Below are 16,462 nucleotides of genomic sequence, written 5' to 3' on the forward strand. Positions count from 1 at the left end.
ACGCCCGGCTCAAACCAGACGCGGCCTCGTAATTCAGGAAGCAGGGCAGCGGCAATCGTCCCAGCCCCGAGCGACGGATTGTGGATGCTGGCAACGTCGCTCAGAGCACCTTCACGGCCTTCACCATGTCGGGGGACAGCTCCTCGTGCGGGACGATGCTGAAGCCCAGGCCCTTGCTGACGCCCTGCATGGCGCGGTTGCCCGCGAGGATGTCCGCGACGATGCGTCGCATGCCCCAGTCGCGTCCCACCTCCACCAGCCGGCGCAGCATCTCCGACCCGAGCCCCTGGTGCTGGACCTGGTCGCTGATGAGGATGGCGAACTCCGCGTCCGACGTGCCCCGCAACCGCGTCAGGCGCCCCACGCCGATGATGTTGCCGTCCCGCTGCTCCGCCACCAGCGCCAGCTCCCGCGCGTAGTCGTTGAAGCAGATGCGCGACAGGCGCTCGTGGGCCACGCGCGTGCTCAACTGCATCAGCCCCGCATACCGCATGAACACCGTCTGCTCCGACAGGGTCCGGTGGAAACGCTCCATCTTCGGCTCGTCCTCCGGTCGGATGGGGCGCAGGAGCAGCTCCTCCCCGTTCTTCATCCGGAACGGCGCCACGTACTGCTGCGGGTACGGCGCGATGGCCAGCCGGGGCAACTGCGCCTCCGTCACCGACGCCGGATGCAGCACCACCCGCGCGTCCAGCGCGAGCAGGCGCTCCGGAGAGGCCAGCAGTGGGTTGATGTCGATCTCCCTGACGAACCGCTGCTCCACCACCAACCGGCTGAAGCGCACCATCAGCCGCTCCAGCTCCTTCAGGTCCACGGGCCTGCTGCCCCGCACGCCCTGGAGCGCGGTGTAGATGCGCGTCTGCTCCATCATCCGCCGCGCCAGGGTGGTGTTCAGCGGCGGCAGCCCCAACGCCCGGTCCTTGAACACCTCCACCAGCGTCCCGCCCGTGCCGAACAGCAACACCGGTCCGAACTGCGGGTCCGGGCTGCTCCCGATGATGAGCTCCTGGCCCCCCAGCCGCACCATGGGCTGCACGGTGACCCCGTCGAACGCCTCCGCCTTCCCGGCCGCGGCGAGCGACTCCCGGATGCCCCGGAATGCCGCGCGCACGGCGTCCACGTCCACGAGGTTCAGCCGCACGCCCCCCACGTCCGTCTTGTGCGTCACCGTGAGCGAGTGGAGCTTGAGCACCACCGGGAAGCCGAGCGACTCGGCCTCCGCGACGGCCGCGTCCTCCGTGGTGGCCAGCCGCGTCTCCACCGTGGGAATCCCGTAGGCCGCGAGGAGCTGCTTCGACTCGTACTCCGTCAGCAGCGTGCGCCCCGCCGCCCGCGCCGAGTCCACGAGCCGGTGCGCCGCGTCCTGGCCCCCCGCGGGCTCCTCCGCCAGCGTGGGCGTCTCGTAGAGCCCGGCGAGGTTGTACGTGTAGCGCCACATGTAATTGAAGATGCGCGCCGCCGTGTCCGGATAGTTGAAGGTGGGGATGCCCGCGTCGTTGAGGATGCGCTCGCCCGCGGCCACCTCCGAGCCCCCCATCCAACTGGCCAGCACGGGCTTGCCCAGGCCCTTCGCGTAGGGCTTGAGCCGGTCCGCGGTCTGCGTGGGCTCCGTCATGTCCTGCGGCGTGAGGATGACCAGCAGGCCGTCGCTGTTCGGGTCCTTCCCCGCGACCTCCAACGCCTTCGCGTAGCGCTCCGGGTCCGCGTCGCCCAGCACGTCGACGGGGTTGCCGTGGCTCCACTGCGGCGGCAGGAACGCGTCCAGCGCCTTGCGGGTCTCGTCGCCCAGCACCGCCAGCTCGCCCATGCCGGAGACCAGCGCGTCCGTGGCGAGCACGCCCGGGCCCCCCGCGTTGGTGAGCACCGTGAGCCGGCGCCCCGCGGGCCTCGGCTGCCGGGCCAGCGTCTCCGCCATGTAGAAGAGGTCGGAGATGGAGTCCACGCGCAGCACGCCCGAGCGGCGGAACGCGGCGGTGAGCACCTCGTCGCTGCCCGTCAACGTCCCCGTGTGGGAGGCCGCGGCCTTCGCCGCCTGCGCGGTGCGGCCGGCCTTGATGACGATGATGGGCTTGGTCAGCGCCACCTCGCGCGCGGCCGACAGGAAGGCCCGCGCGTCGCCGATGGACTCCATGTACAGCAGGATGGAGCGCGTGAGCGGGTCATCCGCCAGGTAGTCGATGAGGTCGCCCCAGCCCACGTCGAGCATCGACCCCACCGACACGAAGGCGCTGAAGCCCACCGACTCCCGCAGGCTCCAGTCGAGGATGGCCGTGAGGAGCGCGCCGCTCTGGCTGATGAAGGCCACGTTGCCCGGCCGCGCCATGGACCCGGCGAAGGTGGCGTTGAAGCCCGTGGGGGGCCGCATCACCCCCAGGCAGTTGGGGCCGATGATGCGGATGCGCGCCTGCTGGGCAATCTGGAGGATCTCCGCCTCCAGTCGCGCACCCTCCGGTCCCGTCTCCTTGAAGCCCGCGGAGATGATGATGGCGCCCTGGACGCCCACCTCCGCGCATTCACGGATGACGTCCGGCACGGCCGGCGCGGGCGTGACGACCACCGCCAGGTCCACCGGCTCCGGCAGCGAGCGCAGCGACGGCCACGCGCGGATGCCGAGCACGTTCTGCCGCTTCGGGTTGATGGGATAGACGGTGCCGCCGAAGGGATTGCTGATGAGGTTCCACAGCACCGTGCGCCCCACGCTGCCCGGTCGCTCGCTGGCCCCCACCACCGCCACCGCGCGCGGTTTGAAGAGGACGTCCAGGGGCTGACGCGTGTGCTGCTGGTGCAGCACGTTGTACGAGGGGTCCGTCTTCCGGGGGCCAGGGCCAGGCGCGCGAGAGTCCATGCGAAGCCCGTGTTTGAAACGCCCCGTGCTCGCACGCAAGCCCCACCGTTCCCGACAGTGAGGCAACGGTCACGACGGCGTGTCAGTCCAGGCCGGCCTTCCCCAGCGACCAGTAGGCCTTCACCTTCTGGCCCGCCACCACCGCGTCGCCCGAGCGCAGCCGTCCTCGCAGCGACTGGATGGCCTGCGCCCGCCCCGTCATGACCAGGTGCGCACGCGGCTGGCGGCCCAGGGCCTCGCGAAGCCTCGCCTCCAACTCCGGCAGGTGCGCGTCCGAATCGCGCCGGGCCACCACGAACGCCTCGCCCAGGCCCAGCTCGGCCAGCACGGCGGTCGACTCCTGGGGCGAGGACACCTCGAAGACGAACTCCGCGCTCCTCGCGTCGGGGCGGAGGGCGCGCAGCGTGTGCGCGACGGCGAACGACGTCTCGTCGCCGAAGAGCACCACCGGCCCGGAGAGCGACTCGAGCGCCAGCGTGCCCCGAGGCCCGAAGAACCGGCAGCGGTCCCCCACCTTCACCGTGCGCCCCCACCGCGCCCCCGGACCGTCGCCGTGCAGGTAGACGAGGAACCGCGTCGCCCCGAGCTGCCGGTCCCACATCAAGGGCGTGTACGTCCGCATCAGCCCCACGTCCGGGAGGTACACCTGCACCTTGTCGCCCGCGCTCCACTCGATGTCGCGCAGGGCCTCGCCCACCAGCTCCACCAGGCGGAAGCGCGCGGAGACCTCCCGCACCCGCGCCACCTGTCCCTCCCGGAAGAGGAACCGCCCCAACACCCCATTGATGAACGCCAGCCCCGAAGCCATTCCTCGCGCTCCCGCCGAAGGGGTGGCGCAGCCCACCCGGTTCGTGGAGGGCATCTTCCCCCGTCCCCGCGCCAGCGGGATGAACACGCGTGACGCGAGGATGAAGAAGTGTGAAGCCGGACGCCCTACGCCGCCGACGCGCGCGCCTGGTCGACCGCCGGCTTCAGGACCTCCCGAGCCCACGTCGCCAGCGCGGTGGCCGTGGTGGTCTCCGCGCTGCGCGACTCCGCGGGGCTCATGCGTCCGTCGTTGTAGGCCCCGAACATCTCGGTGAACAGGTCCACCATGAACCCGGGCATCCCATATCCCACGAGCGCCTTGCGCGTGTCGTCCATGCCCACCTGCACGTAGCGCACGGGGCGGCCGAGCGCCTCCGAGAGGATGGCCGCCACCTCCGTGTAGGTCACGTCCGCCGCGCCGTGGATGCCCACGATGCGGTGCCCCTTCCACGCCCCGTCGAGCAGCACGTCCGCCGCCTTGCGCGCGATGTCCGCCACGGCCACGAAGGGCGTCTTCCGGTCCGCCTGCAGGGGCATGAACAGCGAGTCCGCGCTCGCCAGCGACGGCACCTCCCGCAGGAGGTTCTCCATGAAGTAGCCCGGACGGAGGATGGTGACGTCCGCCAGCTCCGCCTTGAAGGCCTCCTCCACCGCGAGCAGCCCGCCCACCGGGCCCGTGCCCCGACCGTTCTGCGCGCCGATGCTGGACAGCACCACCGCGCGCCGGACGCCGTGCGCCCGCGCCTTGCGGGCCGCCAGCCGCGCGGCGCCCTCGGACCACGCGAAGAAGTCCGGCCGCGCCGCCGGAGGGGTCAGCCAGAACACCGCGGTGGCGCCCGCGAAGGCCGCGTCCAGCACCGCCGCGTCGTCCGTCGAGCCCTCCACCAGCTTCGCGCCCGCCTTCACCAGGTCCGCGACCTTGTCCGCGCTGCGGCTGATGAGGGTGACACGGGCTCCGCCCGCCAAGAGGTGCCGCACCAGGGGACGACCGATGTTTCCGTTCGGGGTGTTGATGACGATGCTCATGACCAGCTCCAGAGGACTGCGAGATGGCGTCATGGTGTTCCCCGCCACATCATGAGACCACTGCATGTTATTCATGAGCACATGAGCAAGGCACATATAGGCCGGAAGGGCGCTCGCGCCCCCCGTCCCGGGCCGCCCGAGCCCCGACCTCCGTCCCCCCAGCCGACGAACACCGGCGTGGACCTGGCGGGCATCAACCTCAACCTCGCCGTGGCCTTGGACGCGTTGCTCTCCGAGATGAGCGTCACCAAGGCCGCGGTGAAGCTGGGCATCACCCAGTCCGCCATGAGCCACACCCTCGCCCAGCTACGGGAGCTGCTGGGGGACGCGCTGCTCATCCGGGGGCGTGGGGGGATGGTGCGCACCCCACGCGCCGAGCAGCTCGCCACGCCCCTCCATCGCGGACTCTTGGAGGTGCAACGGGCCCTGCGCAACGAATCCGTCTTCGAGCCCCGCTCCTCGGCGCGGCGCTTCACCCTCGCCTCGGGGGACTACTTCGCCGCCGCGGTGCTGCCGGGACTGTTGGAGCTGCTCGGCGAGGAGGCGCCCCAGGTGGACCTCATCGTCCGCAACCTCGTGGTGCCCCAGGTCCCCTCCTTGTTGGAGAGCGGGGAGGTGGACATCGTCATCGCCGCCTTCCCCGAACCCGCCCCCTCGCTGCGGCAGGGAAAGCTGTTTCGCGAGGATTTCGTGTGCGTGGTCCGCCGGGAGCACCCCGTGGTGAAGGACACGCTCGACCTGGAGACGTACCTGAGCCTGCCCCACGTGCTCATCAGCCCCAAGGGCGAGGGGGCCGGGGCGGTGGACGTGGCGCTCGAGCGCCTGGGCCGCACGCGGCGTATCGGCCTGCGGCTCCCCTACTTCCTCACGGCCGCGCTCTCCGTGACACGCGGCAACCACATCCTCACCGCGCCCCGGACGCTCGCCGAGCTGTTCGTCGACCTGGGGTCGCTACGCCTGCTGCCGCCCCCCGTCGAGCTGCGCCCGTTCGACGTCTTCCAGGTCTGGCACGAGCGATTCGACGATGACCCGGCGCACCAGTGGCTCCGGAGCATGGTGAGCCGCGCTGCCGCGGCGCATCATCCCCTCCGCCAACCCCGCGACATTCCTAGGCCCGCCAGCCCCAAACAGGCCCGCTGACGCCCGCCGACAGGGGCACTGAACACGGATTCACCTGTGGGCGAGCATCCGACGGGCCGACCGGTGTAGGGTGCGACCCTATGACTTCTTCCGAGAAGCTGATTTTCACGCAAACCGTGGAAGCGCTCTTCGTGCGCGCCCTCGAGAACCGCCTCACGCCGGCGTGCCGCGAGCACCTGCGCCGTGCGGGGCTGGACCTCGACCAGAAGCTGGAGCGGACGTACACGCTGGAGCAGTGGAAGGAGTTCCTGCGCATCGCCGCGGGTCACGTCTATGGCGGCGTCCCCGCCGAGGCCGCCTACTACTCCCTGGGCGAGCGCTTCATGGACGCCTACTTCGGCACCTTCTTCGGCCGCGCGCTGCTGGGCGTCGTCCGGCTGGCGGGCCCCCGGAGGATGCTGCTGCGCTCGGGCATCGGCTTTCGCGCCGGCAACAACTTCAGTGTGGTCGAAATCGTTGAGCGCAGCCCCACCTTCGTGGAGCTCCGGATGAACGATGTCCTGGCGGACCTGCCGACGTTCGCGGCGGGTCTGCTGGCGCGCGCGGTGGAGCTGTGTGGCGGCTGGCGGGTCGTGGTGCTGCCGGAGGAGTTCGACGGCACGTCGGCCACGTTCCACATCCGCTGGCAGGAGGTCACCGCCGAGTCGGTGTTGCCCCCTCCGGACGATGGCGCGGCGGGCGCGTCCCGACCTCGCGCCTGAACGCGCGCGGCGCGCGTGGCAATCCGCCATGGCGCCGCGCGGAACGCCACGCCCGGTCAGCGGGCGGGCGGCCCTGGCCGAGCGCCTCCGCGCGAAGGCCTCCGAGGGAAGTCGCGCCGGAGCGAGCGCGCGCGTTCCCTGGCATCACCGGTGCAATCCGTGGGTCCGGCGGTCGGAGGACACATGGACAACGGCAGTGGTGCGATGGTGAAGCTCGAGCGTGGCGCGCTCGTGGGTTGGGGGCTGGTGATTCTGGTGGCCGTGGTGCTGGCGGGAGCAGGCGCCTGGCACGGACTGCTACACGGGAAGCCGGAGGCCCCCGTCGCGACGGTCCCCATGGCCCCGCCGGCGGTGGTGGCCCGAGCACCGGACGCCCCCCTCCCTCCCACCGCCGAAATCGACACCCTGCTGCGCGCGCGCCTGTCGGGGGCCTCGTCGCTGGCCGAGTTCGGCGCGTGGCTGCGCGAGGCGGACCTGCTGCGGCGCTTCGTGGGCGTCGTCTCCAACATGGCGGAGGGCGACAGCCCCCGCGCGCTGGTCGCCTTCCTGGCCCCCACCGGGGAGTTCCAGGTCCGCACCCAGGAGGGGCGCACCCTGGTGGCCCCCCGCGGCTACACCCGCTACGACACCGTGGGCCGGGTGGTGGGCAGCCTGGACGCCACGCTGCTGGTGGACACCTACCGTGAGGTGCGCACGCTGGCCCAGCGCCTGTACCAGGAGAGCGCGCCGCCGGGCAGCTCGTTCGAGGCGACGCTGCTGCGCGCCTTCGAGCAGGTGCTCGCGGTGCCGGTGCTGGAGCGGGACGTGGAGGTGCTGGCCAAGGGCGCGCTGTACGTGTACGCGGACCCGCAGTTGGAGGCGCTCACGTCCGCGCAGAAGCACCTGTTGCGGATGGGCCCGGCCAACCTGCGCCTCATCCAGGGCAAGGTCCGCGAGGTCCAGCTGAAGCTCACCCAGCAGGCCTCGCGACCCTGAGGCGGGGTGGGACGCCTGCGCCGCCCGGCCGAGGGGACGACGGACCCCGTGCCCGCCTGGAGTGAAGGCGAGCACGGACTCACTCCGCGCGCCGGGATGTTGGTATCTGCCCTCATGCGCTCCTCCGTCCTGCCCGTGTTGCTCCTGTGTACGGCGCTCGCCGGTGTCATCGGCGGTGCCTTCCACTTCATCCGGAGGGACCGGCAGGCACTGGTGGACCAGTTCGCCCGGGAGCGCAACGCGCAGCTCCAGGAGGCCACCCGAGGTGTGTCCGAGTCCCTGGAGGACGTGGGCGAGGACCTGAGCTTCACCGGCGAGCTGCTGTCGCAGCCCGGCACCGTGGAGGAGCACCGGCGCGAGCTGCGCGCGCTCCTGGAGGCGGTGGGTCAGTACAAGGCCATCATCGTCTTCGGACCGGACGGCCAGGAGCGGCTGCGGCTGCTCGACAAGCGCACCGGGGCGGCGCTCGCGCGCAACTACCCCTCCGAGGTCATCCGCGCCACGGCGGCCGAGGCGCTGCGCAACCCCTCCGGACACATCTACGCGTCGCCGCCAATCTCGGGGGACACGACCGGGTGGCTGCGCGCCTTCGGCACGTCGCTCCCGGAGGACACGCCCGAGGGCGGTGGCGCCGTGGTCGTGCTGGTGGACTCCGCGCCCCTCTTCGCGCCGCTGAAGCTGCTGACCACGGAGAGCGACACGCAGTTGCTGCTGCTCGGCGCGCATGGCGTCCCCACGGCGTTGAGCGCCCCGGCGCTGGCGGACTGGTACCAGAAGCTGGGCACGGACGCGGACCGCGTCCCGGGACTGGCCGCGCTGGCCCGCCGCATGCGCGCGGGCGAGGAAGGCACGCTCGTCATCGACCGGGCGGAGGCGACGCGGCTGGGCCTGGGGGACGCGGAGGCCGTGGCCAGCTTCACGCCCGTGCGCTTCAAGAACGGCGCGGCCTGGCCGGTGGCCACCGTGTCCTCGACGCGGGTGCTGCGCTCGCACGAGCGCAGCCTCGTGGTGCGCCTGTCGCTGGCGGCGCTGCTCGTGTCGGGCTTCCTCATCGCCTTCGGCGTGTACGTGGTGCTGGCGCGCACGCGCGCGGTGGCGCTGAAGGAGAGCCTGCGCCATGCGAGCCGGCTGGCCCACCTGCACGACAAGACGCAGAAGATCCTCGACCACATCCCCACGGGCGTGCTGGCCCTGGCCACCTCCGGGAGAATCACCGCCGCCAACCGCGCGCTCGCCTCGCGCATGCCGCCGGACGTGGTGGGCTCGACGCTCGCCGCCGCCTTCCCCCAGGCCCATGCCCCCGTCATCCAGCGCCTGGAGGAGCTCGTCGGCGCGGCCGTGAGCGACGGGCGGGTGCGCAGCCTGCACGGCGAGCCGCTGCGGCTCTTCGAGGAGGAGGGCCAGTACAACGTCCACGCGGTGCCGCTGGAGCCGCACCAGCCGGACGTCCGCACGCTGCTGGTGCTGGAGGACCTGAGCAGCCTGCGCGCCCTGGAGGGACAGCTCCTGCGCGCGGAGAAGCTGGCCACCGTGGGCGTGCTGGCGGCGGGCATCGCGCATGAAATCGGAACCCCCCTGGGCGTCATCCGGGGGCGCGCCGAGTACGTGCAGGACAAGCTGGGGACGGAGCACCCGCAGTCCCCGGGGCTGGGGACCATCGTCGAGCAGATCGACCGGGTCAGCCGGACCATCCGCCAGTTGCTGGACTTCTCCCGGTTGCAGCCTGCGGAGTCGCGAGCGGTGGCGTTGGCCCCTGTCGTCCGGGCGGTCGAGGAGCTGCTGCGCGTGGAGGCGGAGCGGCGACGGGTGGCGTTGCAGATGGAGATACCGCCGCAGCTTCCCGCGCTGGCGGCGGACGCGGACCAGCTCCAGCAGGTGCTGGTCAACCTGGTGCTCAACGCGTGTGACGCGTGCGAGCCCGGCGGGAGGGTGCGCCTGAGCGCCGCGACCGCGGAGGCGGACGCGCCGGGGGCATGGGGGCGGGTGTGCATCACCGTCGAGGACGATGGCTGTGGCATCGCTCCGCGACACTTGAATCAGGTCTTCGACCCTTTCTTCACCACCAAGAAGCGCGGGCTGGGCACCGGCCTGGGCCTGTCCATGGTGGCGCAGATCGTGCGGAACCATGGCGGGCGCATCGAGCTGGACAGCGCGCCCTCCCAGGGGACGCGCGTCATCCTGCGCTGGCCGGCGGCGGCCCCCGCGCGAGAGGAGCAACATGTTGGTTAGAGCCCGAGTCCTCGTCGTCGACGACCACGTGGAGATGGGACAGATGCTGCGCGAGCCCCTGGCGGACGCCGGCTACACGGTGGACGTGGCGTCGGGCGGCGCGGAGGCCATCGGCCAGTTGCGCCAGGCCGTGTACGACGCCGTCATCTGCGACCTGCGCATGAAGGACGTGGACGGCTTCGACGTGCTGGAGGCCGCGCGCAAGCTCGACCCGGACCTGCCGGTGCTGATGATGACGGCGTTCGGCGGCGTGGAGAACGCGGTGGAGGCGATGAAGCGCGGCGCCTGGCACTACTTCGCCAAGCCCTTCCGCCTGGACGAGGTGCGGCTGTACGTGGGGCGCGCGCTGGAGGAGCGGCGGCTGCGCGCCGAGCACCGCACCCTCAAGCAGCAGGCGGCGGACCGGGGCAGCCTGGGCGCCATGGTGGGGCGCAGCGCGTCCATGCGGGCCCTCTACGAGCTGGTGGAGCGCGTGGCCTGGGCCTCCTCCCCCGTGCTGGTGCGCGGGGAGAGCGGCAGCGGCAAGGAGCTCATCGCCCGCGCCCTGCACTTCGAGGGGACGCGGCGGGAGGGGCCCTTCGTCGCCGTCAACTGCACCGCCCTGCCCCACGCCCTGCTGGAGAGCGAGCTGTTCGGCCACGTGAAGGGCGCGTTCTCCGGCGCGACGAGCGCGCGGCGTGGCCTGTTCGTCGAGGCGGACGGCGGGACGCTGTTCCTCGACGAGATTGGCGACATGGCGCCGGAGCTCCAGGCGCGGCTGTTGCGCGTGCTCGCGGAGGGCGAGGTGCGGGCGGTGGGCGCGGATGGCTCGCGCACAGTGGACGTGCGCGTGGTGGCCGCCACGCACCAGGACCTGGAGGCGCGGGTGAAGGAGGGCCGCTTCCGGGCCGACCTCTTCTACCGGCTCAACGTGGTGACGCTGCGGGCGCCGGCGCTGCGGGAGCGCCCCGAGGACGTCCCGGCGCTGACCGAGCACTTCCTCGCGCAGGCGCGCACCCGCAACCCCCGCTCGCCCGTCCAGCGCTTCTCCCGGGAGGCCATGGCCGCGCTGAGCACCCTGCGCTGGCCCGGCAACGTGCGCGAGCTGGAGAACCTGGTGGAGCGCATGGTGGTGCTGGGGACCCAGGAGACGGTCGACCTGGAGCAGCTCGCACCCCACCTCGCGGAGCGCGCCCCGGAGCAGCATCCGCTCGTCGAGGCGCAGCGCGAGGTGATTCCGCTGCGCCGGCTGGAGAGCGAGTACATCGCCTGGGCCATCTCCCGGTGCGGGGGGAACAAGACGCGGGCCGCCGAACTGCTCGGCATCGACGTCTCCACCATCCACCGCCGCGAGCGCTCCGAAGGCAAATAGCCACACACGCCCGTGCGGAGTGCAAGACCGCACGGGTCTGGCGGCCTCCGCTTTCGAGGAGCGATTGCACGGCACGGCGCATGCTTTGGGAGGAAGGCATGCGCCCCTACCTTCCACTCCTCCTCGTCGTCTCCAGCCTCGCGGGTTGCGCCGCGAGGACCCAGGTCCAACCCGATTCCTCCACGGCGGTCCGGCCCCCGTCCACGGTGGCCCCGCCCCAGCAGGCAGCCGCCCCCGTCGTCTCGACGACGGAGCAGGACGCGCTCCCGCTGGACCTGGAGCCGGTCTACTTCGAGCTGGACTCCACGACGCTGCGGCCGGAGTTCCAGGACACGCTGTTGCAGCTCGCCGAGGCCATGCGCCGCCACCCCGACTCGCGGGTGAGCATCAGCGGGCACACTTGCGAGCTGGGGACCACGGAGTACAACCTCGCGCTCGGCCAGCGCCGCGCCGCGGTGGTGAAGGACTACCTGCGTCGGCTCGGCGTGGCACCGGCGCGAATCGCCACCCTCTCCTTCGGCGAGGAGCGCCCGCTGTCGTCCACCGAGCTGGCGAAGAACCGCCGCGCGGAGCTGAACGTGTCGGCCGGGGCGCACTCGACCCGCGGCGCGGAGTGACGGCCCCCCACGTTCGCCAGGCGAGCCGATGAGGGGCTGGACCCGAGGACCGGAGCGCCGAGACGAGGTCAGCGCCTCGTCACGGCCGCATATGGATGTGCAGCAAGTCCATGCGCAGGTTCGTCGGCATGTACCACGTGCCGTCCAACTCGAGCGCCGCGCCGAGGTCCCCCGTCACCAGGGCTCCATGGGTGAGCGGTGCGAGCTGGAGCATGGGCGCATCGCCATGGAGGGACGTGTCCTGGAGGGGCGCGAGGACGCGGACCCAGCGCGTGTCCAGGTTGGGCGCGAAGCTCGCGAGCGTCGGCCTCATGGGGGCGACGGACTCGGGCAGCCCGACGTCCCCCAGCCCCAGGAGGCGCCCCCAGCCGGACTGTGACGTGAAGATGCTCCCCGAGGCATCGACGACCAGGTCTCCGAAGGCGAGACTCCCGAACGTCCCCTCGTCGGAGAAGTGACGCAGCACCAGCTCCTGCCCCGTGGCGCTCAACCGCCCCAGCATCGCCGCGCGGCTGCCATCGTAGCCGTCATCCGGCTCGGGGCTGACGTGCTCCTGCCCCGCGAAGGTGAGGCGTCCGTCGAAGGTCCCCGAGAAGACCGCTCCCCCGTCGGGCAACACGCCCACGGAGAACACCTCGCTGAACACGACGGGCGTGGTCCACGACCACTGGTACGCGCCTGCTGGGCTCCAGCGCGCGACGAACGCGCTGTTGGTGGCGATGGCCCCACCCCCGAAGTCGGTCCCCCGCCCGGCCCAGCCTCCGACGGTGACGTTCTCCTGCGCGTCCACCACGACGCTCCGGGCATGGGTCCCCCGAAGCGAGTCCGCGTCGAGCACCCGCGCCCACTGATAGGCCCCATCCCACTGGAGCTTCAGGACGAAGGAGTTCGGGTACTCGTCGTCGTAGGGCATGTTCTTGCCCGAGTAGACCGGCCCCGCGCCGAAGTCCGTGTAGCCCCAGAAGCTGCCCACCAACACGGTGCTGCCGTGCGCGTCCGTCGCCAGGTCATGGACCTGCATGGAGTTGTCGACGCGCTCCTCGCCCATGTCGAACCAGGCGGTGAAGCCTCGCGTCCAGTCCACCACGCCAGCCGGGGTGAGCTTCATCACGAACAGGCCCCGGCCCTGGGGGAGCGCTCCCTTGCCCAGGTCCGGCGCGCCGAAGTACTCGCCGGCGACGAGCACGTTGCCCAGCGCCGTCACCGCCACGCGGCGCAACTCCACGTCCGGCTGGGAGAACTCGCGTGTCCACGCGACGCCGCCATCCGCCCTGTGCAGCGTCAGCACGTCCGTCTGCGGCAGCCAGTAGTCACCATCCTGGACCTGCTCCACCGCGCTGACGACGGCGAAGCCTCCATCCGGCGCCGACGCCGTGTGCCGGACACGCTCCGACTCGCGGCGGTTCGAGTGGGTCACCCGCGCCGTGGAGCCCGAGGGCAGCGTCCCCCGGTACGAACAGAAGGGGGCGCTCTTCGTGACGATGACGAGGCGAGGCGCCGCGTCGAGGAGGGCCTCCCGCGCGGCCTCCACGGAGGCGAAGCGCAGCCCATCCGTCGAGTCCTGGCGCAGCCCGAACGTGTGGCGCCCCGAGCTCGTCACCACGGCCGTCACGTCGTACTCCACCCACTGGTTCCGCTTCACCGCGCCCAGGTCACCGACCGGGCCCCCGATGAGCGCCGGACGGTGATTCCAATCCGTGGTGGCGGGCTCGAACGGCTGCACACGGAACAACTGGGGACCGTCGTTCGCCGCGTCCAGGGCGTAGAGCTGGAGGAGCACCCGCTGGACCTGGCCCGCGCCGAGGTTCACGTCGAAGTCCAGATAGCTCATGGCCTGGGGAGCCCCATCCACCCGCAGCGAGGCCTCCCGATGAAAGGTCGTCGCGGGCTGGGCCTGGGTGACGTAGGTGTCGCGCGAAGGGAGCACCGTGGTGGAGAGCAGCTCCTCACGCGTCATGCAGGCATCGCCGGGCGCGTTCCGCGGCGCGCCCGTCCACACCAGGAGCCGAGGTGACAACGGCGCGGAGAACTCGCGCGAGACGAAGGCCACCTCGTCGGCGGACTCGCCGTACAGGCCGAAGGTGACCTGCCCATTCCCCGTCACCTGCGCTGTCACGTCGTAGTCCACGTCGCCGAGGCCGATGAGGAAGGGCACCTGGTCCAGGGTGCGGCCCACCCGTGTCGGGCGCGAGTTCCAGGTAGCGGTCGCCTCGCTCCAGGCGCCCTCCGTCGCGTAGACGGACGGCCCCGCCTCGGTGGCGTCCATGCCCACCGTCATCCGCAACACGGCGCGCTGGACGGTCTCCGTCAGGCCCTGGACGTCGAAGCGCAGGTGCGCCTCGCGTCGAGGCGAGCCGCCGACCCGCAGCTCCTCCGCGGCCCCTCCCGCGGAGGACGTCGGCGCGTCGGACGAGACGTACGTGTCGGCAATGGGAAGGAACGTAGCGGGAGGGGCGGAGATGGTGACTGGACGGGAGGGATGCGCGGGATGGTCCTCCGCGGACTCGACGGTCAGCACGAGTCTGGGACGCAAGGTGGGGTCGGGGTGCTCGCTCGACGCCAACGTCACGCCATCCGTGCTGTCCGCGAGCAGATGCAGGTCGGTGAATGCCCCTTGGGACACGTGGATGTCCGTGACGTCCAGGTCGATCCACGTCCCACTGGCCACCGGGCCCGCACTGGAGAGGAGGGTGTTGGACCGCTCGGGCCGCGTCTCCCAGGTCGTCCGCTCGTTCCAGTTGCGACCGGCCAGGCGCGGGTCGTGCGCGGAGGGCCCGTCCGAGGAACCGTCGATCGCGTAGACGCGCAGACGCGCCGTCGTCACCGTCCCCTCGAAGGGGCCGATGAAGAAGCGCAGGTACGCCTCCGACTCGGGCGAGCGGTCCACTTCCAGCGTCGGCGACGAACCGAAGCTCGTGGTGGGGGACGTCGCCACGACGTGCGTGTCCGCCGCCGCTTCGAAGGTCACCGTCCGCGTGACGAGCGCGGCCTTGCGCGCGCCCGCGGGCGGTTGGGAACTCGACACGTCCGCGTGGGAACTTCCACACCCACCCAGGACCATCATCGCCACACCCAGACCCCACCTCATGACACTGCTCGCTGCTTGGCTCACGGCATCTCTCCCTCAGGTCCAGCCGGGACGATGCGTGAGCAACAGGTGGGCCAATGCAACCGGGAGCCCGGCGACGACGGGTCGAGGCGTGTCCTCCCGCACAAGCCAGCCGCGACAATGATTTCCACAGCGCCTCGTTGTCGCCCGCCGCCGCACCATGGATTTGCGAGTGAATCACCCCGCTGAATCCTGGCATTCCGACCGGACCGGACACTTCCAGGGACACCGCCAACACTGCTCACAATTGCCTGTTCAGGAGTACACGCTGCGTGCAATGTACGGGGTGGCGTCTTCGTCGAACGGGTCCCGAGGGAGACGCTGTTCAGACATCCAGCATGGGACTCACCATCAAGGGAGGGCTTGGAGATGAAGCTGTGGCTTGTGATTGGAGGATTCTTCCTGGGCGCGGTGACTGCGTGTGGCGTGGCGCCAGAGGGCGAAGAGTCAGGGGTCTCGGGCCCCACTGAGACCTTGGAGCTGGAGACTCAATCGCAGGCGCAGCGCACGTACATCTGCTTGGATTGGACGTTCGACAACTCGTGCTGCAGCCAGTCACAGCACAGACAGTATCGGAGTTGCGGCGTCTTCGACTGCAATGCCGATCAGTCGTCCTGCACCTACCTCGGACAGGAAAAGGAGTGGAGGTGCGTCGTCGTCAATGGCTATATCCCCTGCGGATAGCGTGCGGCCGAAGGGATCGCTGCGCTCGAACGGGTGGACCAGGTCGAGGTGATTGACGAGAGAGAAGGACGATCCCGGGTCCACGAACAAAAGGGCCCGGCGGTCATCGCGCTCGCCGCGCCGCGTCCTCTCCAGGCTCCAGCGCACCGAGGAACGCGAGCACCCGACGCACCGTCGCGTCCGGGTGCTCCAGCGGGAACAGGTGTCCTCCCGGCAGTTCGTCCACCTGGACGCCAGGGAGCGCCCGCCGGACGCGGGCCAGCGCCGCCGAGGTGAGCGTCACCGATTCCTGGCCGCGCACGACCAACGTGGGCACGCTCACGGAGCGCAGCGCGCGCCAGACGTCCTTCGGGCTCGTCTCGAACACCCGCGCCTCCCAGTCGCGGGGGATGGTCAACCGGAGGCCACCGTCAGGTGTCTCCGTGAGGCCATGGGCGACGTAGTCCTGGAAGCAGTCCGCGTCGAAGGCGCGGAACAGCGGCTTCTTGCGGTAGCTCGCCGCCGCCTCCTCCCGGGACGTCCAGCGCTCCCGGCGCCGGCGCGCGAGGCTCGCGGGCGGCACGCGGTGGCGCTGGCCCACCCAGGAGAGCAACCGCAGCAACACCGCCCGCCGCCCGGTGATGAGCACCGGGTCCAGCGCCACGATTCCGCGGAACAGCGTGGGCGCCTTCACCGAGGCCAGCAACGTCGCCACTCCGCCCATGCTGTGCCCCACCCCGATGACGCCCTCCAGGCGCGCGGCCCGCAGGGCCCCGATGAGGTCCTCCGCCATGTCATCCCACGTCTCCATGTCCGTGGGGACGGTGCCTGGAACCATGCAACGCGTGCGCACGGTGACGACCCGGTAGCGAGACTTCAGGGACTCGATGAGCTTGCGGTACGTCCCGGGCGGGAAGCCGTTCGCGTGCGCCAGGTGCAGCACCGGTCCCGTGCCGCCCCACTCGTCCAGTTCGAGGGCCTTCGTCATGGCCCCCGTCG

At 71.3% G+C, this 16,462-nt stretch carries 11 protein-coding genes; 6 read left to right on the top strand and 5 right to left on the bottom strand.

The window, feature by feature from the left end:
• Positions 1–100: 100 nt before the first annotated feature.
• From LZ198_RS06405 to LZ198_RS06415, 3 genes are all read right to left on the bottom strand, one after another.
• Entirely contained in the window at positions 101–2,845 is a 2,745-nt protein-coding gene (locus tag LZ198_RS06405; protein ID WP_253970985.1) for a bifunctional acetate--CoA ligase family protein/GNAT family N-acetyltransferase, read from the bottom strand.
• Between the two features lie 82 nt (positions 2,846–2,927).
• Positions 2,928–3,653, bottom strand: coding sequence for a siderophore-interacting protein (locus LZ198_RS06410; RefSeq protein WP_253970986.1), 726 nt, complete (start codon positions 3,651–3,653; stop codon positions 2,928–2,930).
• Positions 3,654–3,778: 125 nt separating this feature from the next.
• Complete coding sequence (locus LZ198_RS06415; RefSeq protein ID WP_253970987.1) at positions 3,779–4,678, bottom strand: NmrA family NAD(P)-binding protein; 900 nt, start codon at positions 4,676–4,678, stop codon at positions 3,779–3,781.
• Positions 4,679–4,759: 81 nt separating this feature from the next.
• On the opposite strand from LZ198_RS06415, the gene LZ198_RS06420 reads away from it, so the two are divergent.
• The 6 genes from LZ198_RS06420 to LZ198_RS06445 all read left to right on the top strand — a co-directional run bounded on the left by LZ198_RS06420 (position 4,760) and on the right by LZ198_RS06445 (position 11,691).
• A complete protein-coding gene (locus LZ198_RS06420; RefSeq protein WP_253970988.1) occupies positions 4,760–5,818 on the top strand; it encodes a LysR family transcriptional regulator in 1,059 nt (352 codons plus the stop codon).
• Positions 5,819–5,898: 80 nt separating this feature from the next.
• On the top strand, positions 5,899–6,519 hold the full coding sequence (locus LZ198_RS06425; RefSeq protein WP_253970989.1) for a DUF2378 family protein: 621 nt from the start codon (positions 5,899–5,901) through the stop codon (positions 6,517–6,519).
• A gap of 183 nt (positions 6,520–6,702) precedes the next feature.
• Positions 6,703–7,494 carry a DUF3014 domain-containing protein gene (locus tag LZ198_RS06430; protein ID WP_253970990.1) on the top strand — a complete coding sequence of 264 codons (792 nt, stop codon included), beginning with the start codon at positions 6,703–6,705 and terminating at the stop codon, positions 7,492–7,494.
• Positions 7,495–7,608: 114 nt separating this feature from the next.
• Positions 7,609–9,723 carry a two-component system sensor histidine kinase NtrB gene (locus LZ198_RS06435; RefSeq protein ID WP_253970991.1) on the top strand — a complete coding sequence of 705 codons (2,115 nt, stop codon included), beginning with the start codon at positions 7,609–7,611 and terminating at the stop codon, positions 9,721–9,723.
• A complete protein-coding gene (locus LZ198_RS06440; protein WP_253970992.1) occupies positions 9,713–11,074 on the top strand; it encodes a sigma-54-dependent transcriptional regulator in 1,362 nt (453 codons plus the stop codon). Before LZ198_RS06435 ends, LZ198_RS06440 begins: the two co-directional genes overlap by 11 nt.
• Before the next feature lie 98 nt (positions 11,075–11,172).
• Positions 11,173–11,691: an OmpA family protein gene (locus LZ198_RS06445; RefSeq protein WP_253970993.1), complete on the top strand. Its 519-nt coding sequence runs from the start codon at positions 11,173–11,175 to the stop codon at positions 11,689–11,691.
• Between the two features lie 79 nt (positions 11,692–11,770).
• On the opposite strand, the gene LZ198_RS06450 is transcribed toward LZ198_RS06445, so the two are convergent.
• Positions 11,771–14,716: a CBM96 family carbohydrate-binding protein gene (locus tag LZ198_RS06450; RefSeq protein WP_253970994.1), complete on the bottom strand. Its 2,946-nt coding sequence runs from the start codon at positions 14,714–14,716 to the stop codon at positions 11,771–11,773.
• An 871-nt stretch (positions 14,717–15,587) separates the two neighbouring features.
• Complete coding sequence (locus LZ198_RS06455) at positions 15,588–16,451, bottom strand: alpha/beta fold hydrolase (protein ID WP_253970995.1); 864 nt, start codon at positions 16,449–16,451, stop codon at positions 15,588–15,590.
• Between the last annotated feature and the right edge of the window lie 11 nt (positions 16,452–16,462).

It is taken from the genome of Myxococcus dinghuensis (genome assembly GCF_024198235.1).
Taxonomy (GTDB): Bacteria; Myxococcota; Myxococcia; order Myxococcales; family Myxococcaceae; genus Myxococcus; species Myxococcus dinghuensis.